29 protein-coding genes are annotated in these 24,941 nt (G+C 38.0%); 18 read left to right on the forward strand and 11 right to left on the reverse strand.

The features are described 5' to 3' along the window. The first annotated feature begins 143 nt into the window (after nucleotides 1-143). From XM47_RS14645 to XM47_RS14655, 3 genes are all read left to right on the forward strand, one after another. Nucleotides 144-320, forward strand: coding sequence for a DUF2065 domain-containing protein (locus XM47_RS14645; RefSeq protein ID WP_048694187.1), 177 nt, complete (start codon nucleotides 144-146; stop codon nucleotides 318-320). 139 nt (nucleotides 321-459) lie between these two features. After that, nucleotides 460-1,776 carry an adenylosuccinate synthase gene (locus XM47_RS14650; protein WP_048694076.1) on the forward strand — a complete coding sequence of 439 codons (1,317 nt, stop codon included), beginning with the start codon at nucleotides 460-462 and terminating at the stop codon, nucleotides 1,774-1,776. 72 nt (nucleotides 1,777-1,848) lie between these two features. Continuing rightward, nucleotides 1,849-2,163, forward strand: coding sequence for a peptidylprolyl isomerase (locus XM47_RS14655; protein WP_048694080.1), 315 nt, complete (start codon nucleotides 1,849-1,851; stop codon nucleotides 2,161-2,163). Nucleotides 2,164-2,196: 33 nt separating this feature from the next. On the opposite strand, the gene XM47_RS14660 is transcribed toward XM47_RS14655, so the two are convergent. Further along, complete coding sequence (locus XM47_RS14660) at nucleotides 2,197-3,072, reverse strand: spermidine synthase (protein WP_048694083.1); 876 nt, start codon at nucleotides 3,070-3,072, stop codon at nucleotides 2,197-2,199. Nucleotide 3,073: 1 nt separating this feature from the next. Beyond that, entirely contained in the window at nucleotides 3,074-3,712 is a 639-nt protein-coding gene (locus XM47_RS14665; RefSeq protein ID WP_048694085.1) for a fused MFS/spermidine synthase, read from the reverse strand. A 214-nt stretch (nucleotides 3,713-3,926) separates the two neighbouring features. On the opposite strand from XM47_RS14665, the gene rpsF reads away from it, so the two are divergent. The 13 genes from rpsF (at nucleotide 3,927) to XM47_RS14730 (ending at nucleotide 18,590) form a co-directional block, all read left to right on the forward strand. Next, nucleotides 3,927-4,313, forward strand: a complete 387-nt coding sequence (gene rpsF / locus XM47_RS14670; RefSeq protein ID WP_048694088.1) for a 30S ribosomal protein S6 — start codon at nucleotides 3,927-3,929, stop codon at nucleotides 4,311-4,313. A gap of 2 nt (nucleotides 4,314-4,315) precedes the next feature. Next, nucleotides 4,316-4,624, forward strand: a complete 309-nt coding sequence (gene priB, locus XM47_RS14675; RefSeq protein ID WP_048694091.1) for a primosomal replication protein N — start codon at nucleotides 4,316-4,318, stop codon at nucleotides 4,622-4,624. 10 nt (nucleotides 4,625-4,634) lie between these two features. After that, on the forward strand, nucleotides 4,635-4,862 hold the full coding sequence (gene rpsR / locus XM47_RS14680) for a 30S ribosomal protein S18 (RefSeq protein ID WP_048694093.1): 228 nt from the start codon (nucleotides 4,635-4,637) through the stop codon (nucleotides 4,860-4,862). A 32-nt stretch (nucleotides 4,863-4,894) separates the two neighbouring features. Continuing rightward, entirely contained in the window at nucleotides 4,895-5,347 is a 453-nt protein-coding gene (gene rplI, locus XM47_RS14685) for a 50S ribosomal protein L9 (RefSeq protein WP_048694096.1), read from the forward strand. Between the two features lie 300 nt (nucleotides 5,348-5,647). Continuing rightward, complete coding sequence (locus XM47_RS14690; protein ID WP_048694098.1) at nucleotides 5,648-6,034, forward strand: MerC domain-containing protein; 387 nt, start codon at nucleotides 5,648-5,650, stop codon at nucleotides 6,032-6,034. A gap of 80 nt (nucleotides 6,035-6,114) precedes the next feature. Beyond that, nucleotides 6,115-8,259, forward strand: a complete 2,145-nt coding sequence (locus XM47_RS14695) for a response regulator (protein WP_048694103.1) — start codon at nucleotides 6,115-6,117, stop codon at nucleotides 8,257-8,259. 131 nt (nucleotides 8,260-8,390) lie between these two features. Next, nucleotides 8,391-8,906 carry an RNA pyrophosphohydrolase gene (gene rppH / locus XM47_RS14700; RefSeq protein WP_048694104.1) on the forward strand — a complete coding sequence of 172 codons (516 nt, stop codon included), beginning with the start codon at nucleotides 8,391-8,393 and terminating at the stop codon, nucleotides 8,904-8,906. Further along, complete coding sequence (gene ptsP, locus XM47_RS14705) at nucleotides 8,903-11,167, forward strand: phosphoenolpyruvate--protein phosphotransferase (RefSeq protein ID WP_048694107.1); 2,265 nt, start codon at nucleotides 8,903-8,905, stop codon at nucleotides 11,165-11,167. The genes rppH and ptsP overlap by 4 nt, the downstream gene beginning before the upstream one ends. Before the next feature lie 21 nt (nucleotides 11,168-11,188). Beyond that, nucleotides 11,189-11,992: a sulfite exporter TauE/SafE family protein gene (locus XM47_RS14710; RefSeq protein WP_048694109.1), complete on the forward strand. Its 804-nt coding sequence runs from the start codon at nucleotides 11,189-11,191 to the stop codon at nucleotides 11,990-11,992. Between the two features lie 16 nt (nucleotides 11,993-12,008). After that, nucleotides 12,009-12,824 (forward strand): prolipoprotein diacylglyceryl transferase, encoded by an 816-nt coding sequence (lgt, locus tag XM47_RS14715; protein WP_048694112.1) that lies wholly within the window; start codon nucleotides 12,009-12,011, stop codon nucleotides 12,822-12,824. Then, nucleotides 12,821-13,654 carry a thymidylate synthase gene (locus XM47_RS14720; RefSeq protein WP_048694113.1) on the forward strand — a complete coding sequence of 278 codons (834 nt, stop codon included), beginning with the start codon at nucleotides 12,821-12,823 and terminating at the stop codon, nucleotides 13,652-13,654. Before lgt ends, XM47_RS14720 begins: the two co-directional genes overlap by 4 nt. A 276-nt stretch (nucleotides 13,655-13,930) precedes the next feature. After that, entirely contained in the window at nucleotides 13,931-16,120 is a 2,190-nt protein-coding gene (locus XM47_RS14725; protein ID WP_172656543.1) for a DUF3857 domain-containing transglutaminase family protein, read from the forward strand. Nucleotides 16,121-16,130: 10 nt separating this feature from the next. Next, on the forward strand, nucleotides 16,131-18,590 hold the full coding sequence (locus tag XM47_RS14730) for an SEL1-like repeat protein (protein WP_048694119.1): 2,460 nt from the start codon (nucleotides 16,131-16,133) through the stop codon (nucleotides 18,588-18,590). A gap of 19 nt (nucleotides 18,591-18,609) precedes the next feature. Here XM47_RS14730 and XM47_RS19145 read toward each other — a convergent pair whose 3' ends face one another. Genes XM47_RS19145 through pspA form a run of 4 tightly spaced genes read right to left on the reverse strand, consistent with a single transcriptional unit; the run spans nucleotide 18,610 to nucleotide 20,185 of the window. Beyond that, nucleotides 18,610-18,777: a hypothetical protein gene (locus tag XM47_RS19145; protein WP_154665755.1), complete on the reverse strand. Its 168-nt coding sequence runs from the start codon at nucleotides 18,775-18,777 to the stop codon at nucleotides 18,610-18,612. Nucleotides 18,778-18,829: 52 nt separating this feature from the next. Continuing rightward, nucleotides 18,830-19,246 (reverse strand): envelope stress response membrane protein PspC, encoded by a 417-nt coding sequence (gene pspC, locus XM47_RS14735; RefSeq protein WP_048694121.1) that lies wholly within the window; start codon nucleotides 19,244-19,246, stop codon nucleotides 18,830-18,832. Beyond that, on the reverse strand, nucleotides 19,246-19,482 hold the full coding sequence (pspB, locus tag XM47_RS14740) for an envelope stress response membrane protein PspB (protein ID WP_048694123.1): 237 nt from the start codon (nucleotides 19,480-19,482) through the stop codon (nucleotides 19,246-19,248). Before pspB ends, pspC begins: the two co-directional genes overlap by 1 nt. 34 nt (nucleotides 19,483-19,516) lie before the next feature. Then, the gene (gene pspA / locus XM47_RS14745; protein WP_048694125.1) at nucleotides 19,517-20,185 is read right to left on the reverse strand and encodes a phage shock protein PspA; all 669 of its coding nucleotides are present in this window, start codon (nucleotides 20,183-20,185) and stop codon (nucleotides 19,517-19,519) included. 179 nt (nucleotides 20,186-20,364) lie between these two features. On the opposite strand from pspA, the gene pspF reads away from it, so the two are divergent. Beyond that, nucleotides 20,365-21,411 (forward strand): phage shock protein operon transcriptional activator, encoded by a 1,047-nt coding sequence (gene pspF, locus XM47_RS14750; protein ID WP_048694128.1) that lies wholly within the window; start codon nucleotides 20,365-20,367, stop codon nucleotides 21,409-21,411. Nucleotides 21,412-21,439: 28 nt separating this feature from the next. Here the strand turns inward: pspF and XM47_RS19060 are convergent, their stop codons facing one another. Beyond that, nucleotides 21,440-21,616: a DUF6435 family protein gene (locus XM47_RS19060; RefSeq protein WP_149865528.1), complete on the reverse strand. Its 177-nt coding sequence runs from the start codon at nucleotides 21,614-21,616 to the stop codon at nucleotides 21,440-21,442. 196 nt (nucleotides 21,617-21,812) lie between these two features. Between XM47_RS19060 and XM47_RS14755 the strand changes: the two genes are divergently transcribed. Then, nucleotides 21,813-22,616: a response regulator gene (locus XM47_RS14755; RefSeq protein ID WP_077066578.1), complete on the forward strand. Its 804-nt coding sequence runs from the start codon at nucleotides 21,813-21,815 to the stop codon at nucleotides 22,614-22,616. A 120-nt stretch (nucleotides 22,617-22,736) separates the two neighbouring features. On the opposite strand, the gene XM47_RS14760 is transcribed toward XM47_RS14755, so the two are convergent. The 4 genes from XM47_RS14760 to XM47_RS14775 form a co-directional block, all read right to left on the reverse strand. Further along, the gene (locus XM47_RS14760) at nucleotides 22,737-23,099 is read right to left on the reverse strand and encodes a glutathione S-transferase N-terminal domain-containing protein (RefSeq protein WP_048694133.1); all 363 of its coding nucleotides are present in this window, start codon (nucleotides 23,097-23,099) and stop codon (nucleotides 22,737-22,739) included. Nucleotides 23,100-23,258: 159 nt separating this feature from the next. Beyond that, nucleotides 23,259-23,453: a hypothetical protein gene (locus XM47_RS14765; RefSeq protein WP_048694136.1), complete on the reverse strand. Its 195-nt coding sequence runs from the start codon at nucleotides 23,451-23,453 to the stop codon at nucleotides 23,259-23,261. 28 nt (nucleotides 23,454-23,481) lie between these two features. Next, entirely contained in the window at nucleotides 23,482-24,105 is a 624-nt protein-coding gene (ureG, locus tag XM47_RS14770; protein WP_048694139.1) for an urease accessory protein UreG, read from the reverse strand. 114 nt (nucleotides 24,106-24,219) lie between these two features. After that, complete coding sequence (locus tag XM47_RS14775) at nucleotides 24,220-24,939, reverse strand: urease accessory protein UreF (protein WP_048694141.1); 720 nt, start codon at nucleotides 24,937-24,939, stop codon at nucleotides 24,220-24,222. Between the last annotated feature and the right edge of the window lie 2 nt (nucleotides 24,940-24,941).

Genomic DNA, 24,941 nt, shown 5'->3' on the forward strand with positions numbered 1-24,941 from the left:
CTTTTTCTGGCGGTTTTTTGTTTAATGGCAAACCCCGCTTTTTTCTGGCGGTTTTTTGTTTAATGGCAAACCCGCTTTTTTCTGGCGGGGTTTTTGTTTTATGGATTGTGTTTTAGTCATCTATGGTTTTAATTGGAGGTGAAATGGATTGGTTAAAAGTAATTGCCTTGGTTTTGATTGTTGAAGGTATCGCGCCTTTTCTGATTCCAAATAAGTGGAAAAACTACATGCTACAAGTCGCAACTATGCCTGCTAAACAACTCCGTCAAATGGGCTTTATTCTTTTATTAATCGGTACAATTATATTGTGGATAAGTTAATAAGCTGAGATCTTAATGTTAATCTGCTTATTCTTTTCAGTAGTTTAATTAAAACTTGTAATTTATTGTCCATAATGGGTGATCTTCCGCCAACAAATTGGTAGAATCCGCGACCTGTTTTTTGAAAAGACACAGTATTATGGGTAAAAATGTCGTTGTTCTCGGCACTCAATGGGGTGACGAAGGTAAAGGTAAGGTAGTTGATCTACTTACTGATAAAGTTTCATACGTAGTTCGCTATCAAGGCGGACACAATGCCGGTCATACGTTAGTTATTGACGGTGAAAAAACGGTTCTACACCTAATTCCTTCAGGTATTTTAAGAGACAATGTTACTTGTATTATCGGTAATGGTGTTGTGCTTTCTCCTGAAGCTTTACTAACTGAAATGACTATGCTTGAAAAGCGTGGCGTACCAGTTAAAGAAAGATTAAAGATTAGTGAAGCATGTCCACTAATTTTGCCATATCACGTTGCGCTTGACCAAGCTCGTGAAGCCGCTCGCGGTAATAACAAAATTGGTACAACAGGTCGTGGTATCGGTCCAGCTTACGAAGATAAAGTAGCACGTCGCGGTTTACGCGTTGGTGACTTGTTCTGCGAGAAGCAATTTTCAACTAAGCTAAAAGAAGTTGTTGAATATCATAACTTCATGCTAGTTAATTATTACAATGCCGAAGCTGTTGATTATGAAACAACGTTAAAAGATGCTTTAGCATTACGTGAAACTTTAACTAACATGGTTGTTGATGTTACTGAAGTTTTAGATAATGCTCGTAAGTCTGGCGAATCTATTTTATTCGAAGGTGCTCAAGGTACTTTATTAGATATCGACCACGGTACATATCCTTTTGTTACGTCTTCAAATACGACAGTTGGTGGTGTTGCTACTGGTTGTGGTTTTGGCCCATGTAACTTGGATTATGTTTTAGGCATCATTAAAGCTTATACAACTCGTGTTGGTTCAGGTCCTTTCCCTACAGAGCTTTACGATGGTCTTGATAAGCAAGATCCAGTAGGTAAACACCTTGGTGATGTTGGTCATGAATTTGGCGCAACTACAGGTCGCTTACGTCGTACTGGTTGGTTAGATGCCGTAGCTATGCGTCGTGCAGTACAAATCAACTCAATTACAGGTTTCTGCTTAACTAAACTAGATGTTTTAGATGGTTTAAAAGAAATTAAAATTTGTATTGGTTACCAAGATGAAGCAGGTAATGTTTCTAACGTACCACCTATGGCTGCAGAAGGTTATGAAAAAGTAACACCTGTTTATGAAACAATGCCAGGTTGGGACGGACAAACTTTCGGTGTAACTGAATACGACAAGTTACCTGAAGCAGCTAAAGCTTATATCAAACGTATCGAAGAGATTTTAGAAGTACCAGTTGATATTATTTCAACTGGCCCAGATCGCAACGAAACTATGATAGTACGTAGCCCATTTGCTGAGTAAGTCTTACTAAAGCAATGAGCAAAAGCCAGCGATATCGCTGGCTTTTTTGTTTATTTATAGAGAGGAATCTTGATGGTTTTATATGCTGGTAAAAAAATGAGCGCTAAGCCTACCTTTGCGACCGTTCAACATATTTTAACGAGAAACCCAGATCTAGCCGCGGACATAATGGCAAAGGTTAAAAAAGGTGAAAAGTTTGAACTGCTAGCTCGTCGACACTCTAATTGCCCAAGTGCTAAGAAAGGCGGCGATCTGGGTGAATTTAAACGCGGTGTTATGGTTAAGCCTTTTGAAGCAGCTGTCTTTAATGCCAAAATTGGTGAAGTTATTGGTCCGGTTAAAACCAAATTTGGTTATCACATCATTAAGGTTAATTTTTTAAGATAGCTTAGCCTTAATTAAATTATTAAGGCTAGTTGATCATTTCAGTAGATTGGCTGGCGAGTATTGATCGGTGAGCATTGGCGAATCTAGATTCCAATCTACCTTATCATTTATTTGTGAAACTATGTTGAGATACTTCATAGAGTAAATCGAGAAGTGATTCTCTAACGTAAGCGGGATTTTTTCTGGAAAAGTTAGCTTATCGCAATTGCAAGCAAAGATAACCCGGTTGCCTTTGGTTGGCGCTTTAAAAATCTTCAGTTGATTAAATACGTTTTGGTAAGTCACGGACTCATAATGATAAAGTTCACTGCTACTAAATGTATTCGCACTAATGATCCCTTCATTAGTCAATAAACCTTTGACTTCACTTAAGAACTCTTTAGTCATCATGTGCTCCGGTATATAGTCACCATTGAAGGCGTCCAATATAATCCAATCAAACTTTTCTTGTTTAAGTAAGGCTCTTTTTACGTAGACTCTACCATCTTGAATGACAGTCTTTACTTGCTCATTTTCTTTGTAATCAAAATACCTTTTAGCGAGTTTTACTACAACGGGATCTATGTCGACTGCGATAATTTCGGTTGTCGGCGATATTTGGTTAATCGTATTCGATAGAGTGCCGCCACCTAAGCCTAAAATGAGCACACGACTTGGTTTAGTTTGTATTGCTAGCCCAGCTAGTATGCCTTGAGTATATTCGAATACGAGTTTTTGTTTGTCTGATAAGTCTATGCAGGTTTGGTTGCTGACTTTCTTGCGCCTAGTTTCAAACCGCATACAACGAATCTGGTCTTTTTCTGTGATAACAACGTTCCGGTAGATAGATCTTTCTTTATGTATTTCTTTGGCGTTGGCGCTTAAACTAAACATAAAGCTGATAGCCATTAAAATTATGCTGTATCTCATTTTAATTCTCCGTGCTTAGAGTGTTTTCATTCGTTGCTAATATCTTACTGTTAGTGAAATAAAAGCTAGCGAATGCCAAACCAGAACAAGTCGCAAGGATAGATAAAATGAACCAAAGAATTTGATCTACTTCTAACCAGAGAACGAGATAAAACGAAGTCATTATAGTGCCAATCGCGCTGCCTAAGGTAGAGATGAAATATAGAAACCCAGCAGTGCTACCAGATGAGTCGGCAGATACAGTGAGTAACCTCACAGAATAAGGCGCTATCATCCCCATGATCATGCTTGGAACTAGGAAGACTAAGCAAGATGCCAATAATGAACCATACCTAGGATCTTCAACTCGTTGAAATACAAATTCAAAAAAATATTCTGAAAAATAGATTGCTGGCAATAAAGCAATTGAAGCGACTAAGAAAATGATCGCGAATTTTTTTAGATTCGGTCTATATAGCGAGTATTTTCCGCCTGATAAATATCCAATGGATAAGGCGAGCATAAAGACTGTGATTATGCTTCCCCAAACATAAACGCTACTACCAAAGTAAGGCGCTAACATTCTGCCACCCAATAATTCAAATGACATAATCGAAAAACCGGCGCAAAATGCGAGTAAGCTAATTGTAATTTTTTGCATTATTTATCCTTTTTTGAATGCAAGATACTGAGACTCTGGCTTGTGAGCAAGCATTTAGTTAGGTTATTTTATCAACAAATGCGTTATTACTTGTGATCACCTCAAGCTTACCGTACAATTCGCGCCCTCTAATCAGTCATTTCGAAGTTCCTTGCCTCAATAGACAGTTTGACTGAGCTGTTCTCGGGGCTAACTAAACCGTAAGGAGCAATAAATGCGTCATTATGAAATCGTATTTATGGTTCACCCTGACCAGAGTGAACAAGTTGCTGGTATGATTGAGCGCTACACTGGCGTTATCACTAATGCTGGCGGTCAAATTAACCGTTTGGAAGATTGGGGTCGTCGCCAATTAGCTTATCCAATTGAAAAATTGCATAAAGCTCACTACGTTCTTATGAACGTTGAAGCGCCAACTTCAGCTATTGAAGAAATCGAAACAGCTTTCCGTTTTAATGATGCAGTTTTACGTAACATCATTATGCGTACTAAATCAGTTGTTACTGAAGCTTCACCAATGGCTAAAAGAGAAGAATCTACTCGTGCACCTCGCGCTGAAAAAGCAGAAGCACCAGCTTCTACTGAAGCAGCTGCTGAGTAAGAGTGTTCGATAATTGCCTGATTATTTCAGGTGAGATAGTTAAAGCTGTAAAACGAACGGTAAGCCCAGCTGGCATTCCTCACTTTCAGTTTGCAATGGAACATGTTTCAGAGCAGATTGAAGCTGATTTACCCAGAAGAGTCTACTGCCGAATTAGAGTTTTAGCGAGCGGACAAGCATTAGAAAGACAAATTCAAATTTTAGAGTTGGGAGTGCAAGTTAAAGTGACAGGTTTCATTCATAGCCACAAAGCTAGTAATGGAATTAGCCACATAATTTTGCATGCACAACAAATTGACCGTATTAATTAGGAGATAGCCAATGGCTCGTTATTTCAGACGTCGTAAATTTTGCCGTTTCTCGGCAGAAGGCGTAAGTGAAATCGATTATAAAGATATCGCTACACTAAAAAACTATGTTACAGAAAGCGGCAAGATCGTTCCTAGCCGTATCACTGGCACCAGTGCTAAGTATCAACGTCAACTAGCTCGCGCAATCAAACGCGCTCGTTACTTGTCTTTGTTACCATACACTGATTTACACGCTTAATAGCCTAGTTTAAATAGTTTAAAGGTAGCAAGATGAATATCATTCTTCTCGATAAAATTGCCAACTTAGGCAGCTTAGGTGATCAAGTTTCAGTTAAAGCGGGCTACGCTCGTAACTTCTTATTCCCACAAGGAAAAGCAGTTCCTGCAACTGGCGCCAACATTGAACATTTTGAACAACAACGTTCAGAATTAGAAGCGAAATTAGCAGACGTTTTAGCAACAGCAGAAGCTCGCGCTGAAAAAATCGCAGAATTAGCCACAGTTACAATCGCATCTAAAGCAGGTGACGAAGGTAAATTATTTGGCTCTATCGGTACTCGTGATATTGCAGATGCAATCACGGCTGCAGGTGTAGAAATTGCTAAGTCTGAAGTTCGTTTACCAAACGGCACTATTCGTGTAACTGGCGAGTTCGATATCGCATTACAATTACACGCAGACGTGACAACGACTATCAAGCTTGAAGTAATCCCTGAAGCTTAAGCCTGATATCGTACTTTGATTCAAGAATTAGAATACACCGTCTTGCTGGGCGGTGTTTTCGTTTCTGAAGCCCCAAAATTCTTGTTAATTTAATTGATTTATACCCACTTAATTTTGTTTTATATTTTTACCTAGCAGTAAAAATCTCACTCACTAAAAAATTTGATTAGTTACTTCCTTTCTGCACGTTTTTTTATACCATTTTTTATCAAATTCTTTCTCTTTGTCGACGCAAATGTTATAGCGTAACATTTAGCCTTGTGTTATATTATAACTTAACACTGTATTTGGAGTTTTGGCATGCAATCTGATTTTAATCGCAACAATAAATTAGATAAATTAGGTATTACAATTGCCTCTGTTTGTGCGATCCATTGTGTTTTTCTTCCTTTGTTGCTGCCTGTCTTACCTTTAATTGGTCTTTCGTTTGTGGGTGATCATACATTTGAAAATATTGTTTTGATTATCTCTATGCTTGCTGGTTTTATTGCTTTATTCACTGGCTTTAAACGTTATCACAGAAAAATGTACCCAATTTACTGCCTTGCTTTAGGTGGTATTATCTATTCTCTTAAAGAATCATTAGGAGAGGACTTCCACCCATATTTAATTGCTTTGGGTGCAGGTTTAATTATTTTTGCTCATTTGATGAATGTGAAACTTTGCCGCAGCTGTAAAACTTGCTAATTTTTTACAATTTTTCTCGAATAATACTCTAACCTTACCTACACTCATTTGCATTGGAATGATTTATTTGCGAATGAGTTTTGCCTGAATTTACAACTTCTATTTTTAACAAAATAAAATTTCATTATCGTTTGGCTATCGGCATCATCTTAGTCGTGACTACAGCCTCTTCTTTATTTGTTTTCTATTATGTAGAGCAGCAGGATGATTTTGCTTACTATATTAATATGGCCGGTAAACAAAGGATGTTATCGCAAAAAATTAGCTTGCATGCTTCATACTATTTACACGCTAATAATGAGCAGATCAGACAGCAGAATGAGAACTTACTTCGCGTATCGTTAGACGAATTAAAGTCAAATCATACCCATCTTAAGCAAGAAGTGAGCTTGAGTTTATTTAATGGCGTTCATTTTAGTCAGATAACTCAGTTGTACCAGAATGATAACAATGGCATCAATTCGTTACTACATGATTTTTATCTAGATGTTGATCGGCTATTAGAGACTAATGCCCATTCGGGATATCAACTACTTTTTCAGCTTGAGCAAATGGAAAGTCTGTTACAAAGCTTAAATCAGGTCGTTAACCTTTATGAAAAGCAAGCCGCTGAATCTATTTCCCAATTAAAACTCATTAAAATCTTAATTATATTACTGGTTATCTTTATTTTGCTTGCGGAACTTAAATATATTTTCCAACCATTAAATAAACTGGTTATTACCAGTATTAAAGCAATAGAGAAGCATAAGGCTGAAGTTGAAAGAGCAAAGCAAAAAATTGAATTAGCGAATGATTTGAAAACGCATCTTTTAAGTAATATCAGCCATGAAGTCAGGACGCCGCTCAATGGCGTTATAGGTATGCTTAAAATCATTGAAGAAAATCCATATCAACTACAAACTAATATTGTAAAGGCACAACACAGTGCGAGGGATTTATTAAAAATATTAGATTCGTTAATGAAGTTTTCTGAGCTAGAAAGAGATTTGGTTGTGTTAAAAAAGCAGCCATTTAATTTATTTAAGCTCGTGGATGAAGTATCTGAACCCTATTTAGCCTCATGTCAGCTCAGAGATATTAATTTTGAAATATCAGTCACTGAGAACACGCCTATTTGGCTGCAATCAGATGCGAAAGCGATTGCTCAAGTATTAGATAACATACTATCGAATGCGGTAAAATTCACCGAAAGGGGAAGGGTATCTTTGGATATTAGTTTTTTATCCAAGAACAAATTTCAAACCTTAATTATAGAAGTACATGACACTGGTGTAGGTATCGCTCAGTCTGTACTAGATTCTATTATTAATGAAAAATATTACCCTGAAAAAGATGTAAACCGAAAATTCTCTGGTTGTGGCGTCGGTTTGTCTATCGTTAATAAGTTAGTTAACTTGCTTGATGGGCAAATTAGAATGTCCAGTCAGTTAGGTAAAGGAACCGATACTAGTATTATTATTCCAGTTATGCCTTGCTTAGCAGACAGCCGTTTATCTGAATATCAAACAAATTTAATCAAGCAACTAAAAATTATCTTGGTTACTCAAAATCCTTTGCAGGCTTATTACTATCAATCTTTACTAAATCAGCTAAATTGCCAAGTCGAATTAGTTGAAGATACTTCACTAGAGCAGTTTACGGCAGCAAGAGCTGATATCGTATTATTTGATTTTGACTTGATTCCTTATGTCCCTTCACTAGATGATAAAATAAGGTGGATTGCACTAGGACAAACGTCAGATTCTACTCGGTTTAACAAGCTAGATTACATCGCTAAATTTTCAGACAGTAAAGCTTTATTAGCTGCTATTTTCAGGTCGCAAGCAAGTTTAGATTCAGATCAATTTTTGACTTGGGTTAATCGAAAAATATTAGTTGCTGAAGACAATCATATTAACCAAGAAGTCATTAAAAATTTATTAGAATCATTTAAATTAAATGTCGATCTTGTATTTGATGGTCAGCAAGCCATTGATGCTGTTCAAGCAAAAAAATATGATCTTATTTTTATGGATTTACAAATGCCTGTGCTAGATGGATTAAGTGCAACTAAAGTCATTAAACGAATTGATGAACGAAAAAATACGCCTATCGTTGCATTAACTGCGCATGCTTTTCGCGCGGATGAAGAAATTTGTTATCAAGCTGGAATGGATGATTATTTAACCAAACCGATTGAAGTTGAAGAGTTAAAGCTCGTTTTAAGTCGTTTTTTAGGCTAATTTAATTTTTTTATTCATAAAAAATTAAATTTTTAGAAGTTTTTTATCCGAATCAATTTTTGGTGTTTGCTCATGTGACAAGATTGTGAAAGAATCATGGCTTATATGTATTTTTTATTGTGAGTAACAGTGTGATTGATGCCGATGGTTATCGTGCCAATATCGGCATAGTGATCTGTAATGGATTTGGTCAAGTTTTTTGGGCAAGACGTTATGGGCAGCATTCATGGCAATTTCCACAGGGTGGAATGGATGAAGGTGAAACCCCCGAGCAAACTATGTATCGAGAGTTATACGAAGAAGTAGGGTTAAGAAAGCAGGATGTTGAAATTCTCTACTATACCCGTAATTGGCATAAATATAGATTGCCAAAGCGACTTATTCGTAAGGACTCAAATCCAGTTTGTATCGGCCAAAAGCAAAAGTGGTTTCTACTTAAATTAACTTGTCATGAAAGTGAAGTAAATTTACTAAGTTCAGATCATCCTGAGTTTGATGAATGGCGTTGGGTAAGCTTCTGGTATCCAGTTCGTCAGGTTGTTTCGTTTAAACGGGATGTCTATCGCAAAGTAATGCGTGAATTCGCTTCTATCGCTATGCCATATAGAAAAAAAGAAAATAAGAAACGGAGATTGTTTCGACGATGATAACCACTCTTAAGCGTATTGTTGATGAGTTTAATCGCCAAACTGTGTTGGAGAAAGGCCTACACAGGGTTGCTGAGCTTGTAAAACAAACTATGCAAACAGAGTGTTGTTCTATATATCTTGCCGATGATGAAAGTCGGCATTATTTACTCATGGCGTCTGATGGATTGTCACCAAGAGCCGTAGGCTCCGTCGTGATTAATTATGACCAAGGTTTAGTTGGTTTAGTCGGTCAGAAAGAAGAGCCCGTTAATATTGCTAATGCAAGACAACATCCCAGATTCTTAGTTACCCCTCAAGTTTTAGAAGAATCGTACAACTCATTTCTCGGCGCACCCATTATTCACCAAAGAAAAGTTTTGGGCATTATCAGTGTGCAGCAATCAGATGCAGAAATGTATGATCAAAACTCAGTTGCTTTTCTTGTTACGTTAGCTGCTCAATTAGGTGGTGCTATCGCGCACGTGGAAGCTCGAGAAGCAATTGATAGAGTAGAGCGGAATAATGTCCGTTCAAGAGCATTAAAAGGCGTAGCCGGCTCTGGCGGTATTGCAATCGGTACTGCTTTTATCATCCAGCCTAAAATTAGTTTTAGCTCTATTTTACCGCGACGAACCCATAATATAGGGCGTGAAATTGTTCGTTTTAAACAGGCAGTAAAAGTAACCCAACAAGAATTAAGCGTTTTATCCGGTAAGATGAATCAAATTCTGCCAAGTGACACATCCGCTATTTTTGATGTATACCACCATATGTTGAATGACAATTTGTTGGGGGAGAAAGTACACGCGCAAATCCATAACGGATGGAATGCAGCGACGTCACTGAAAATAGTGATTGAAGAAATCTGTGCTGAGTTTGAACAAATGGAAGATCCTTATATTAGAGAAAGAATGACGGATATCCGTGATATAGGGCAAAGAGTTTTAACTAATATAGTACAAAAAGAATTAGATAAGAGACCTCTACCGAAGAATTTAATTTTGATTGCGGAAGAAGTGACAGCTTCTATGCTCGCAGAGTTACCAAGAGAGAAACTCAAAGGCATTTGTTCGATCAAAGGCTCAAATAACTCTCACGCGGCTATCTTAGCTAAGGCGCTCGGTATTCCAGCTGTTATGGGTTTAGAAGATTTGCCACTGAATCATCTAGATGGTCGAGCAACTGTATTAGATGGTTACAGTGGACAAGTATTTTTTAACCCAGATGCGATTGTCACTAAAGAATATCAAGCTTTATTAGCCGAAGAAAAAGAATTAGATTTACTAGTTCAAAGCATTGCAAAAGATGCTGCCAAAACCAAGGATAATATCCCAGTTTCACTTAATATAAATACCGGTTTAGCGGTTGATTTTGAGGTTGCTCGAGGGATAAAAGCAGATGGCATCGGTTTATACCGTACCGAAATTCCATTTATGATCAGAAGTTGCTTTCCTTCTGAACTGGAGCAAATGGAGCTTTATCAAAGAGCGCTAGATGCGTATCCGAATAAACCTATTTGTATGCGAACTTTGGATGTCGGTGGTGATAAACCTTTGCCTTATTTCCCAATTAAAGAAGACAATCCGTTTTTGGGATGGCGCGGTATTCGTATGGTATTAGATCACCCAGAGATATTGCTAGTCCAAGTTAGGGCAATGCTCAGAGCCAATATGGGCAGAGGTAATTTACAAATTTTGTTGCCAATGATTACTTCTATCGATGAAGTTATTGAATGCTTGAGATTAATAGAGCAAGCGCATACAGAGCTCAGCGAAGAATATGACCAAGTCATCTCTTATCCTAAAGTAGGGGTTATGTTGGAAGTGCCAGTTGCCATGTACCAGATAGGCCTATTATCTGAACTAGTCGATTTTTTCTCGGTAGGGACTAACGATTTAACCCAATACTTATTAGCTGTTGATCGTAATAACTCTCGTGTCGCTAATCTATACGATTATTACCACCCAGGGGTATTAGAGGCGCTTCAATATATTGCAGAACAATGTGAAAAATATGCTATGCCTGTTAGTATATGTGGCGAAATGGCTTCGGAACCCGTTGGGTTACTGCTTTTGCTTGGGATGGGATATAGAAACTTTAGTATGAGTGCGCAAAGCTTATTGAAAGCCAAGTGGGTCTTAAAGCATACAAGTGTTGAGCAAGTTCAAAACTTAAAGTTTCAAACTAAATCTTTATCTAGCCCTGAGCAAGTCAGGCAGCTTGTTGAGGTATTACTAGAGCAAAATCAATTAGGTGGATTTATCCGCGCTGGTAAATAATATTAATAATTAGAGCTTTTCATGGATTTAACTTTAGCTGCAATTTTTCTAGCCACAGGTGTTTTTGCTGGCATTTTAGCTGGTTTTTTAGGAATAGGTGGAGGATTAGTTGTTGTTCCTTTGCTGTCAGTCGTGCTCCCTTGGGCAGGTATTCCTGACGATAAGGTGATGGTTATTGCAGTTGGTACTTCGCTAGCAACAATTGTTTTTACTGCTATCTCTTCTACATACACACATAGAAAAAATCATAATGTGGTTTGGCCTGCTGTGTTTAGTCTGTTTCCTGGTTTAATGTTTGGCGCTATGCTAGGCGCTACTTTAGGCTCACAATTCAGCGGCAAATTACTGGCGATTATTTTTGGCTGTTTTTGTTCCTTCCTTGGCTTATATGTCGTGTTTGGTAAACGTTATGTGAGACCTGTTGCTGATTATGCTCATAGTCGTAGTTGGTTGTCATTAATTGGCTTTGTCACTGGGATTATTTCTAGTTTAGTTGGAATTGGTGGTGGTACTATGTTGGGTCCTGCTTTAATTTGGCTAGGTTTAGAAGCTAGGAAAGCTGTTGGTACTTCCGCTACCTGTGGTTTACTTATTGCTGTGTTTGGGTCAATTAGTTATTTGATTACAGGGGTAAACGAAACTAATTTACCAGAATATATGCTTGGCTATATCTATCTACCTGCATTTTTTGGCATTATAGCGACCTCTGTATTATTTGCCCCTGTGGGAGCAAAAATGGCGACTTTCTTTTCAGAAAAAGTCATACGAATTAGTTTAGGCGTAGCTTTAACCGCTTCGGCTATCAAGATGTTTATTAGTATCTGATTTTGGAGAAAACTCAGTGAACGAATATTGGATATTTCCAGCGATTGACCCGATTATTGTCAGCATAGGGCCGATAGCATTACGCTGGTATGGATTAATGTACTTACTCGGTTTTGTCGGGGCTATGTATTTTGCAAATCGAAGAGTAGGACAACACGATTGTTATTGGAACAAAGAACAAATTAGCGATTTTTTATTTTACGGCTTTTTAGGTGTCGTGCTTGGTGGGCGAATTGGTTATGTTCTATTTTACCAATTTGAGCATTTCATTTCTGATCCGCTTTATTTATTCGATATTATGTCTGGTGGCATGTCTTTTCATGGCGGCTTTTTAGGTGTAGTAGCTGCTATGTTCTGGTTTGCATATAAAACCAATACTAAATTTTTACAGGTTGCCGACTTTATTGCGCCTATGATCCCTATTGGCCTGTTTTTTGGCCGTATTGGCAACTTTATCAATGCTGAATTATGGGGGCGCCAAGCGGATGTTCCTTGGGCTATTATTTTTCCAAATGCAGGTGGTATTCCGCGTCACCCATCGCAATTATACGAGTGTATTTTAGAAGGCTTAGTTCTGTTTATTATACTGAATTTATATCGTCAAAAGCCACGCCCAGTCGGTGCAGTTGCGGCACTGTTTGCAATTGGATATGGTTCATTTAGATTTATTGTGGAATATTTCAGAGAGCCTGACGCTCATTTACAAGATTTTATGAATGGTTATATCACTATGGGCCAGTTATTATCTTTACCTATGGTGATCGTTGGTTTAATTGTTATCGTTTTTGCTTACACAAAAAATAAATCCAATTCAGGAGTAAACCCAGCATGAAACAATATTTAGATTTAATGCAACACGTGCTGGATAACGGCACAACTAAAACAGACAGAACAGGTACAGGCACTGTGAGTGTGTTTGGTCATCAAATGCGCTTTAATTTGGCCGAAGGTTTCCCATTAGTGACCACTAAAAAATGCCACTTACGCTCTATTATTCATGAATTATTATGGTTTATTGCTGGCGATACCAATATCAAATATTTAAATGATAATGGTGTAAAAATTTGGGACGATTGGGCGACAGAAGAAGGTGAACTTGGCCCTGTATATGGCGCTCAGTGGCGCAGTTGGCCTACACAAAATGGTCAATCTATTGATCAGCTTTCAGAACTAATAGAGCAAATTAAAGCAACGCCTGATTCTCGTCGCTTGTTAATAAGTGCGTGGAATCCCAGTGTACTGCCTGATACAAAATTTTCGCCAAGTGAAAATGCAGCAAAAGGTAAACAAGCTTTACCGCCATGCCATACGTTATTTCAGTTCTATGTTGCCGACAATAAGTTAAGTTGTCAGCTATATCAGCGTAGTGCAGATATCTTTTTAGGTGTGCCTTTTAATATCGCAAGCTATGCATTATTTACTATGATGATAGCGCAAGCTTGTGACTTAGAGCTAGGCGACTTTGTCCATACTTTAGGTGATGCGCACTTGTATTTAAATCACTTAGAGCAAACTAAATTACAGTTAAGCAGAGAGCCTCGTCCTTTGCCTAAAATGAAAATTAACCCGAATGTGAAAAACATTTTCGACTTTAAATTTGAAGACTTCGAATTAGTTGACTACGACCCGCATCCACATATTAAAGCGCCTATTTCAATCTAGGAAAGCTGTTATTTAGGGTTAAGTTCAAGATTTACTTAACCCTAATTTTGTCTTCTACCTAGTTAAATCACTATAAATAGAAACTTTAGCTAGTCTAGCTTGTCTGTATCAAGCTACACAAGGGGCTGCTGAAGCATGTATCTTAACTAAATTAACGTATATAGTTATATTCAGGGCGTGTGGATCTTTGTGTTATCTTTTCTATCCGCTCAAATTATAAACACGCCCTAGCCAAAGGCTTTGGCTAATACTTTTATACAGATTATGGATATCGCGTTGAAAAAAATTATCTTACTGCTTACTTTTTTCTTTTCATTTAGTGTAGTTTCAAGCGAGCGCCTAGGGCCTGAACTCGTCGAGCAGGCTAATATCATCAAACGCAGTGACACAGCTGAAACTCTGTATTCCATTAGTAAAACTCAGCTACGCCCTGACGGACATTGGCAAAGAATCTCTTATTACTCTATTCGCATTAATGACTTAGCCGCTGCTAGAGATTATGGTCGTATTCTGATCCCTTTTAATCACTATTATTCTGAAATGAAGTTAGACTTTGCCAATACGCTAAGTCTACAAGGGAAATTAAACTCGCTTGCTCAAGATGCCGTTCAGACTAGGGTGACAGGAGGAGGACAAGACTTTTATTCTGATAGCAGCGAAATTGTATTTTCATTACCTGATGTATCAGTCGGCACTATCTTAGAATTTCAATTTACTCACACCAGTAAAAATCTTGCATTTGCGCAGCTTTATTCAGAGAGAAGCACACCATATTGGTATCAAAGTACGGTTGGCAATGATAATTGGCGAGCTGATTATGTTCATTTTTATCAGTTTGAGTTGACTCATGATGAAGCGCAAAAAATATACATAAAAGCTTATAATTCTCATCCAGAAAAAGCCAAAGTTAAGTTGTTAGCAGGAAAGTCTGTCAATTTATGGCAGATGGAACAAGTCCCTCAACTAAAGTTAGAACGTAATATGCCGCAAGCCCGTGAAATAAGGGCTCAGTTGAGCCTATCAACCTTAACGGATTGGCGGGTGTTAAATGATTGGTCTTGGCAAAAAATAGCGCATCAATTAGAAACGACTCAAGAAATAAAACAAATTATTGAACGTTTTAACTTAGCTGAAAATGCGAGCGATATAGAAAAAATTAAAGCCGTGTATCAGTATATACAGCAAAACGTTCGTTATGTTTTTGCGCATTTGGGACGAGGTGGCTACGATGCTCATCACCCAAGTGAAGTTATCTCTGCTAGCTATGGTGATTGTAAAGATCAAACCGTACTCGCTGTCACTTTGTTGAAGGCTTTAGGTGTTGACGCCTCACCTGCTTTAGTCGAAACCTCTAGAAATGGTGATAGTGAAACAGATTTAGTTCGGCTGATTTTTGATCACATGCTAGTTTACATACCTGCAAGCCAAACGCGTTCAGAAATTTGGCTGGATACCACAGGAGATAGAGCATTATTTCCAGGTATTTCAAATAGAATGCCGGGACAAAATGCGCTAATTGTTACCCCTGATGGAGGCAAACTGACCAAGGTTTCAGCGAATAGCTTTGTTGAGAACAAGGTGTTAATGCAAGTCGATTATTACCTAAATCAAACCAATATCAAGGCTGAAATTACGATTAGTCTGCAAGGCTTTTTCGAACAATACATGCGTTCTTGGTGGAAACATAGTACAGAAAAAGAAGCCGAATTAGATAAAATGCTTAAAGGCATGTTTAACCAAGCAATTGAGTTAGAGATAAAGTCTCAGCTCAAGCATAGTGAAGATTTGTACATACCTGTCGAAATATCCGCAGATATTGATTTTGTTACAGAGCAAGAAAAAACGGTCGGGGCTAATGTGATGCAAGTGATAAACATGTTCGCCAATTTTGCTAATTTACCCCCGGTTGATAATCGCCAACATAGGTATATAGAAAAGTACCCGTACCAACTCGACATGAAGGTTAAGTTTCATGGACGCGAAGGCGATTTACCTGCTGTGTATCAGTCAGGTCTAAATTTTGAAAATGATTTCTTTAGTTTGATGCAGTCAGGTAAAGCGTCAGAAAACAGCTATAGCATAGATATTCTTTTTCAACAGCACAGGGTCGATTTATCTCCTGAGCAATATAGCCAATATCACAAAGCAGTGGAGCACTTAACTAAGCTGGATACTTGGCTGGTTTCAATGCAGCAGCATCCTGAGCAAACCCTAACTGCTGATTTAGCGGCTCAATCAAATCAATACGGTGAAAATAGTCTTCAGGCTTATCTAGCAAAAGTTAAACTCTTGCTCCAACAGGGGGAATTTGAAGCTGCGATTATACCTGCTAAAAAAGCCACTGAAATCGATACTAACAATGGCGAAGCTTGGTATTTACTCGCCACAGCGCAAGGTTTCGCAGTACAAATGGAAGCATCTATGGCATCTTTTGCTAAAGCGGCAGAACTAGGTTACATACCATAAGGGATTGATGATGCAGATAAAATTTTATTTGATTGCTAGCTTAGTCATCCTAAGCCAGTTAATTGCTTGTAGCTCAACACCTAACTCTGGTACAGCGAATTTATCAGTCAATAGTCCCAAGTCTGGGTTACCAATCAATTACTTCCAACTAGGAAAGCAAAGTTATCAGCTGTGGACAGAGGAAGAAAGCAGTGAATTGCTATTAGCTCAAGCCTATAAATACTTAGAACAAGCTTACCAGCAACAAGCTGACCAAGTTAATATTCAGTATTATTTATATCGAGTTATGTCGGCTTCAGCCTTAGTTAACAAAAAATTTGAGAAACAAAAAACAGAGACTTTATTTACTCAATTGCATCCAGTTTTATACCCAGATCTGACAGCCCCTGCATTTATTGAATACTTATTGTTAAAAGACAGACAAGATCCTGAGCAAGTAGATTATACCGCGCAGTTAAACTTGGTAAAAAAAGCAATCAAACAAAACCCATATTCGCCATATCAATGGCTAATTTTGTCTGAGCTATATGAAAAATCTGGGCAAGCTGATTTAGCAGTGGCGAGTGCCAATATTGCTAATCTTAAACAGCCTGATACGCCGGCTTATATGTATCAGCTAGGTTCAGCGTTAAATACACGAGCAGAGGCTTCACAATGTGTTTATGCTGAACTTGAACAGGTCTCTCGTTCTGCTCTGTATTTAGCAAAAGCGTCTAAACTCGCCAAAAATACACCAGAATATACTGAGTTTGCTGCCTTTCAATACTTAAGGTTAGGATTGTTTCCAATCTCATTTCAACTCGCAAAAGCTAGTTTTGAGGCTAAACCTAGTTATTGGAGTGCTCTGATCTATGCTGAGTCAGCTTTACTCCTAAAAAAGTATCAAGATGTTGAAATTGCAATTAAATCACTTAGAGAAAATTATAATGTGATCGCTGCAAATCGTATTCAAGTTTTAATGCAAATCGAATTGCATCAAACCGACAATATTATTTCATCGATTAAACAAATGTTAGATGCTAAGCAATTTGATAGTTTTGATATTTACTTGTCTATTTATGCCGATCAAACCTTAAACTTATCTGAAAAACAATCTATTACTTATAGCCGTTTTAAACCTGATGACCCTATTGTTCGATTTTTAAAATCAGCCCAAAAAGAATCAATGGATGAGCTTAGACAACAAATTACTTCTCCTTGTAGTCAAAGCGATATTGAGTTCTTCATTGGCTTTAAAGCGCTAATTCAACAAAATTATTTGCTAGCTCAGCAACAGTTCGAACTGGTTTTACAGCAAAAAGCTTATCGTCAATCTTCTTATTTTTGGGCGAGAGCACTCCTCAACTCTAAAGAGGTCATTAGCTTAAACACCAAGTTGGATGAATTACAACAACAAGCGAAAGCGGGTAACGCGCAAGCGCAACATGAATTAGCTGTCGAATATCGACTTGGCAGCCGTATTGAGAAAAATATCCCAGCAGCAATTGAGTTGTGGCATGCAGCGGCAGAACAAAATTATGCAAAGGCTTTACTCTCACTCGGATATTTATATCGATTCGGATACGAAGGCATTGAGCTTGATTATGCTAAAGCATTTGAACTTTTCAGCCGAGCAGCTGAACAAGGAGATGCAGCGGGCATTTATGCTTTAGGCAATATGTATTATTACGCGAGATATGTAGATAAAAATGATGATAAAGCATTTGAACTTTATTCAAAGTCTGCTGAATTAAACAATAAATCGGCGTTATATGGCTTAGCCTTGATGTATCAAAGAGGCGATGGTACCCAGATTGATAAAGTAAAAGCTTACCAATTGCTGCAGCGAGCGGCAGAGCAGGGCTATAAACCCGCAATATTTAGGCTAGGTTTGGCTCTGTACTATGGTGACGGGGTTGATCAAAATAAAAGCCGAGCACTTGAAGGATTGGAGAGGTTAGCTGAAAGTGGCTATGTTTCCGCGCAAAGTTTTATCGGTGCTAAATACTTAACAAACTCAGATTATAAAAAAGCGGCTTTTTGGAATGCTAAAGCGGCTGTTAAAGGTGATGCCAAAGCATTAAATAATCTAGGTGATCAATATGAAAATGGATTTGGCGTTGAGCAAGATTATCAAAAAGCCATTAAGCTCTATCAAGCTTCATTAGACGCAGGTGGCTTATTCGCGAATGTTAGTCTCGCCTACGTGTATGCCAAAGGTCTAGGTGTATCAGTCGACTTTGTCAAAGCGGTTAAGCACATGCAGACAGCGGCAATTGCTGGCATTAGTATTGCTCAAGAACAACTCGGCCTATGGTACCTTGAAGGAAAAGGCGTTGATACGGATGAAATCACAGGAATTGCTTGGTTGAAGATTGCTAATTCAGATAAAGATAATGTCAAACAGGCTTTAACCGAAATTGACTTATCTAGTCACGAATCAAAAAAAGTGGAAGAAAAAATACAGCTTCTTAAGCAAGCGCTTAAATAACCAGATTTAGGTTAAGTTATTAGAGTTTTGTTTTAAGAAAGAATATCCCCAAAACTAGCGCGACAGGCCCTAATAAAACAGCTGCAAATTGTTGGGGGATAGTCAGTTTTCTATTACGTTTTTTCGCGACAAAAAAGAGGGCTAAAACGCAAGCTTCCCAGATGATAGCTATAATTAAAGCAGCCATAAAAAACCTTTCATATGCATCTAGATGTTTAAGTTTAGCTAGGCAACTCAGCTTACAGTTGCCTAAATTCACGTTCGACTCTGAATCTTTCCGATGTTGCATACTTTTCCAAATTTTGAATTCGACTATCTAGCTTATCGAATGATTCATTTATCGAGGCCAAGGCCTGTTTCGGTGGTAAGCCTGCTTGCCATGCTGTGGTTTTAACATTGACATGATAGTCTTCATTATTTCTATAAGTGTTCTGTTCAAACCTTTGGTAAGGCTTTTCTATTTGCTCTTTTTCTAGGATTAAAGTTAAACCTATATAAAGAAATAGCATAAAAGGGGGCGCAAAAATAAAAGCGCCAAAGGTTATTAGCCTAACAACCCAAAGCTCAATGCCGAAGTATTTGGCAAAACCAGCGCAAACACCTTTAATTCGGGCGCGTTGAACATCTCTCTTTAGTGTCGATTTACGTTCTGACATTAGATTTTCTCCTGCCAATTAGGTGATTCAACATCTAATAGTTTTTCTAGTGTTTGTACTCTATCTGCTAGCTTCTCAGCCTTAGTAGCCAGTTGCTGAATTTGATAAAACTCCTCTTCAGTCAAACTTTGGTTTGACTGTTTCTTACTTTTATAACTTAATATCAGCCATAAAGGCGCAATGATTAACATGGATATTATCATTGGCACCAAAGCGACTATTGCATACCATGGCATTATTTTTCCCCTTAATTTATAAGTTTAGATTTTATTAGGCTTTATCTGTTGAGTTAAGCTTAGCTTTCATACGTGCAATTTCTTCATCTAACTCATCTTGCGCGGCTAACTCAGCGAATTCATCATTTAGAGATTTTTTGGCTAAATCATAACTATCTACTTCTGCTTCTAAATCATCAATTCGGCGTTGATAAGCATCAAACTTTTCCATGCTGTCGATTACTTTGCCATTATGTAATTGGCGCTTAACATTAAGACGATCAGAAACCGTATTTTGCTTTAACAATAAAGCTTTTTGTCTGGTTTTCGCATCTGTTAGCTTATCTTGTAATTGTGTAATTTCAGACTGAAGTTTGTCAATTTGAACGTCTAATAGCTCTATTTCGTGAGACAAGCTCTTAGTTTGTTCAATAATCTTATTTTTTTCAATTAAAGCTGAGCGAGCTAGATCTTCTCTATCCTTGCTGATTGCTAATTCAGCTTTTGCCTGCCAGTCTTGAGCTAATTGCTCAAGTTTAGTTAAGCGGCGCGTGAAATCTTTTTTCTCAGCTAAGGTTTTGGCTGAGCTAGATCTCACTTCAACTAACGTATCTTCCATTTCTTGGATGATAAGACGCACCATTTTGGCTGGATCTTCGGCTTTATCTAGTAATGCGTTTATATTCGAGTTAATGATGTCACTAAATCTTGAAAAGATACCCATAGTAATAATTCCTTAAGTTAAAAATCTTGATTGTGCGTGTGCTTTACATGCTAAAGATATTGCAGGCAGCGTACCAAGTTTTTAAGTCATTGATTAGGAAGTGTTTATTGAAAGTTGGCGTTTTGGGGTAGAATGTAGAATAATTAATAAAACCAATAATTTGTTATTTTGACTAAAACATGGCTAATTCAACCAATAATGATAATTTAATCGGTCAGTCACATTACTTTCTCGCTATGCTAGATCATATTTCGCAGTTAGCGCCGTTAACTAAACCTGTACTCATTATAGGCGAAAGGGGAACCGGTAAAGAGTTAGTTGCAGAGCGATTACATTTTTTATCTCAGCGTTGGCAAGAGGAGTTTATCAAACTCAATTGTGCTGCTGTGAATGATAATTTACTAGAGTCTGAATTGTTTGGTCATGAAACCGGCTCGTTTACCGGTGCTAATAAGCGGCATTTGGGGAAATTTGAACGTGCAGATGGCGGCACTTTATTTTTAGATGAATTAGCGACCACGAGTACCTTAGTACAAGAAAAATTACTTAGAGTAATTGAGTATGGGGAATTTGAACGAGTAGGTGGTAGCCAAACCATACAAACTGATGTGCGGATCATCGCAGCGACTAATGAAGATTTACCTAAGTTAGCTGAACTTGGACAGTTCAGGGCCGATTTATTAGACCGCTTAGCATTTGATGTGATTAATGTTCCACCATTAAGGGCAAGAAAATCCGACATACTTGAGTTAGCAGAGCACTTTGCGATTAATATGGCAAGAGAGCTCAAGCATGAGTTATTCTCCGGATTTAGCGCTGAGGCACAGCAGGCACTATTAGCATATGATTGGCCGGGTAATATTCGAGAGCTCAAAAATGTTATTGAGCGAAGTGTCTATCGTGCTAATACGCCAGATACAGCAATAGATACGATTATTTTTGACCCATTCAAAACCGAATTTGAGTTTACTCCGCTTAATGCAGGTATTGATGAAGTAACATCGACATCTGCAAACAATAAATCTGAAGAGATGGAGGTAGCCAGTCAGCCCAAACAGCAGAGCGTCTGGCCTATCGACTTTAAACAAACTTGCCAGCAGCAAGAGGTTGAATTGATAAAACAAGCATTAGAACAAGCTAAGTTTAACCAAAAACAAGCTGCTCAGTTATTGAGTATTAGCTACCACCAATTGAGGGGCTATTTGAAAAAATATAATCTAGTTTGAACTCATACATCTGAACAAACAGAAAAAATCAATTTTTAGCGTTTTCTAGGGACTTTATTTGGGTGGCAATATTCTCAGCTTCGGCTGTTAACATAGCGTAACTGCGCATATCTCCCCGTCGCTGGGCATGCATAGCTTCCTCAAGCTTTAAGTTATATTGCTTAGCTAGTTTTTTGCTTGGATTTGGTTTTAAAAAATTGAACATTGGTGCCCTTTACTTATCATTTGTATTAATGAATATATACTCAGTTGAGCTTAATTTGGATTGGTTTTAATTGACCTAAACCGCTTAGCTAGCTTGCTAAACATTTGGTACAAAAGCTAAATTTACAACTTTATTTACTATTTTCAATAAGCCAAGTAAACTCAATATAAGAGTCTATTGTTTAATGAATAACCAAATGCAAAACATTGATATCAATAATTTAGCTATTTTACTGATCGAGCCTTCTGCAATGCAGAGAAAGGTGATACGTCGTCGATTAGAAAAGTTTGGTATTCAAAACTTGGCAGAAGCAGAAACAGTGGCGCAGGCAATTGAAAAATGCCAAACTTTTACGCCTGATTTAGTGTGCAGTGCTTACTATTTTGAAGATGGCACAGCGACTGATTTAGTTCAACGATTTAACCAAATGGAATCTATGGTTGAAAGTTTGTTCATTCTGGTCAGCAGTGAGTATAGAGGTAATGAATTAGAAATTATCCGTCAAAGTGGTGTGATTGCCATCTTACCTAAGCCTTTTACCGGTGAGCAATTAAAATCAGCTCTAGATTCCACTTTTAGTTTATTGAATCCACAAGAAATCAATATTGATGGTGTTTATGGTGAAGACTTAAGTGTATTGATTGTGGATGATAGCGATACCGCTCGTAAGCATTTAAAGCGTGTATTTGAAAATTGCGGCGTAGAGCAAATTAAACTTGCTTGTAATGGTGAAGAAGCGATTCATCTAGTCGAAGAGAATGAGTTTGATCTCGTGGTGACAGATTTAAATATGCCAGTGATGGATGGCAAAGAACTGACCGAATTCATCCGAAACTTTTCTAACCAACAAGATGTCCCGATTTTAATGGTGACATCTGAACAAAACGATTCTAAGTTACAAGCCGTCCAAAATAGTGGAATTAACTCTTTGTGCGACAAGCCTTTTGATCCCACTACAGTAAAACAACTGATTCATTCACTTCTTAGCAACTACGATTAGTTGGTATAAGTAGGTTGCGGTACGCGAAGCACGACCCTACATATTTGAAATATTTAATTCAATGTTGGGATTTACGCTATTCGTTCAGATGACAAGTCGCGGTTAACTTAGCCAAAAAAGTTAAGCAAAACGTTTCGATAAATATTGAATAATGTCATTAGATTCATACATCCATTCAACAGAGCCATCTTCTTTCTCTATTTTTAAGCAAGGCACTTTTAACTTTCCACCACCAGCTAACAATGCTTGTTTACTCGCATCATCTCGTTTTGCATCAAAGGTTTGTACTTTGAGCGATTGGCGTTTCATTGCGCGTCTGACTTTTACACAAAATGGGCAAGCTTTGTATTGGTAAAGGGCTAATGCTTGGGTTGCTTCATTAATTTTTTGCTGCTGCTCTGCCGGTCGTTTAACGCCTCTTGGTGTGGTTAACCAGTCAATCAGTAGAATAAGTGAACCTAAAATAGCGCGTATAATAACCATAGTAATCTCAATGCAATTTAATTGGCGCGTATTTTAAACAAACAAGGGCAAAACTGAAAGCATAAACTGATAAACAGGTTAATGGGCGTTAACCTGATTATCAGCAGCGACCAAGCAAAACGTAAGTGCTTGCTTGGGTGATTTTTTGACTTTTTGAAATTATTTCTTGAATTTGTTGCTTGAATTTTTACTACGAGTTTTAAACCAAGAAACCGCTTTAAATAAAACCAAGACTAATAAAACTAAAAACATCACATGATAGACCTCATGGGCGATGCCTTCTAACGCGTGATCTTCGTGGGCTAAAGCTACAGAGCTGAATAGAGCAGTGAATAATAAAATTAGATATTTCATAATATATTTCCTTCGAATTTGATTGGAATTAACTAGCTGAAGGCAAGTTAAGCATGCCTTCTTCTTCGATAAAGGCAATGATCTCAGCTACGCCTTGTTTGGCTTTTAGATTTGAGAAAATGAAAGGTTTGTCACCACGCATTTTCTTCGCGTCTCTATCCATTACTTCAAGTGATGCGCCTACCATATCAGCTATGTCGATTTTGTTGATTATGAGTAAATCAGACTTGGTGATACCTGGGCCGCCTTTACGTGGAATTTTATCGCCCGCTGAAACGTCTATTACATAAATTGTTAAGTCGGATAATTCAGGGCTAAAAGTTGCGCTTAAGTTATCACCGCCACTTTCAACTAACACAAAATCTAGGTTTGCATGCCGACTTTGTAATTCATCAATTGCGGCTAAGTTCATCGAGGCATCTTCACGAATAGCTGTATGAGGGCAGCCGCCAGTTTCAACGCCCATAATACGATCAGCATCCAGAGCATTGTGTCGAGTTAAAAACTCAGCATCTTCTCGGGTGTAAATGTCGTTAGTCACAACAGCCATATTATATTTATCCCTAAGTTCTAAACATAGAGTTCTTAACAATGCTGTTTTGCCTGAGCCAACTGGGCCGCCTACGCCAATTCTGAGTGTTTGTTTTTTCATATTCGTATTCTCTTCTTTGAGTTTTTAATCTTTTTAGTTTGTGCTTAATTGAATTAAGACCTAAATAATCGAGTGTATTGAGTTTTTAATCTTTTTAGTTTGTGCTTAATTGAATTAAGACCTAAATAATCGAGTGTATTGAGTTTCGTGCCAAGCACTTGCCATCGCCATTCTGGGTAAACTACCGCCTAGTTCATCATCCTCTAGCTGGTTAGCTTTAGTAATGAAAGCGTCTACGCCTTGGGTGAGTTTAAAGAGTAAATTTTGAGCCTGAGTTTGTCCCAGCGGCACTAGTTTAGTTGCTGCTGCAACTTGATTATCTATTACTGTCCAGCAATAACCTGCTTGCGCTGTGAGGCTGTTGATTTGCCAACTATGGGCTGCTAAGGCAAATGCACTGACAAAACTAATTTCAGAATCATCAAATAGGCTTTGATAAATCGACATATCAATTTGGTCTAATTGATTTAATAACCGGATGAGTGCTTTGCCCATAGCTAAATCTGCTAGTCTAAGCTCACTGCTTTCTCGGGTTGCAATTAAAAACTCATTCCAGTGAGTAAAAGCCGCTGCATCTATAGTCTCTGCCGCTTGGATTAACTTAGGTAAAACCGCGAGATCCGTCGCGCAGATTGACTCTGCAAGCAGTGAATTTATCCAGTTATAGCAAGTATCCGTGTCTTTAACCCATGCCTTTTCAACCGCGAACTCTAAGCCTTGAGAAAAAGAAAATCCGCCAACGGGCAAGTTTGCGCTGCATAGCTGGAGCAGGCGGTTTAACGCCAGTGCCGAATTAGGATTAGATAACTTAGTTTGGCTAACCGCTAAATGCATGC

This window comes from Catenovulum maritimum (genome assembly GCF_001050375.1).
GTDB classification, from domain to species: domain Bacteria; phylum Pseudomonadota; class Gammaproteobacteria; order Enterobacterales; family Alteromonadaceae; genus Catenovulum; species Catenovulum maritimum.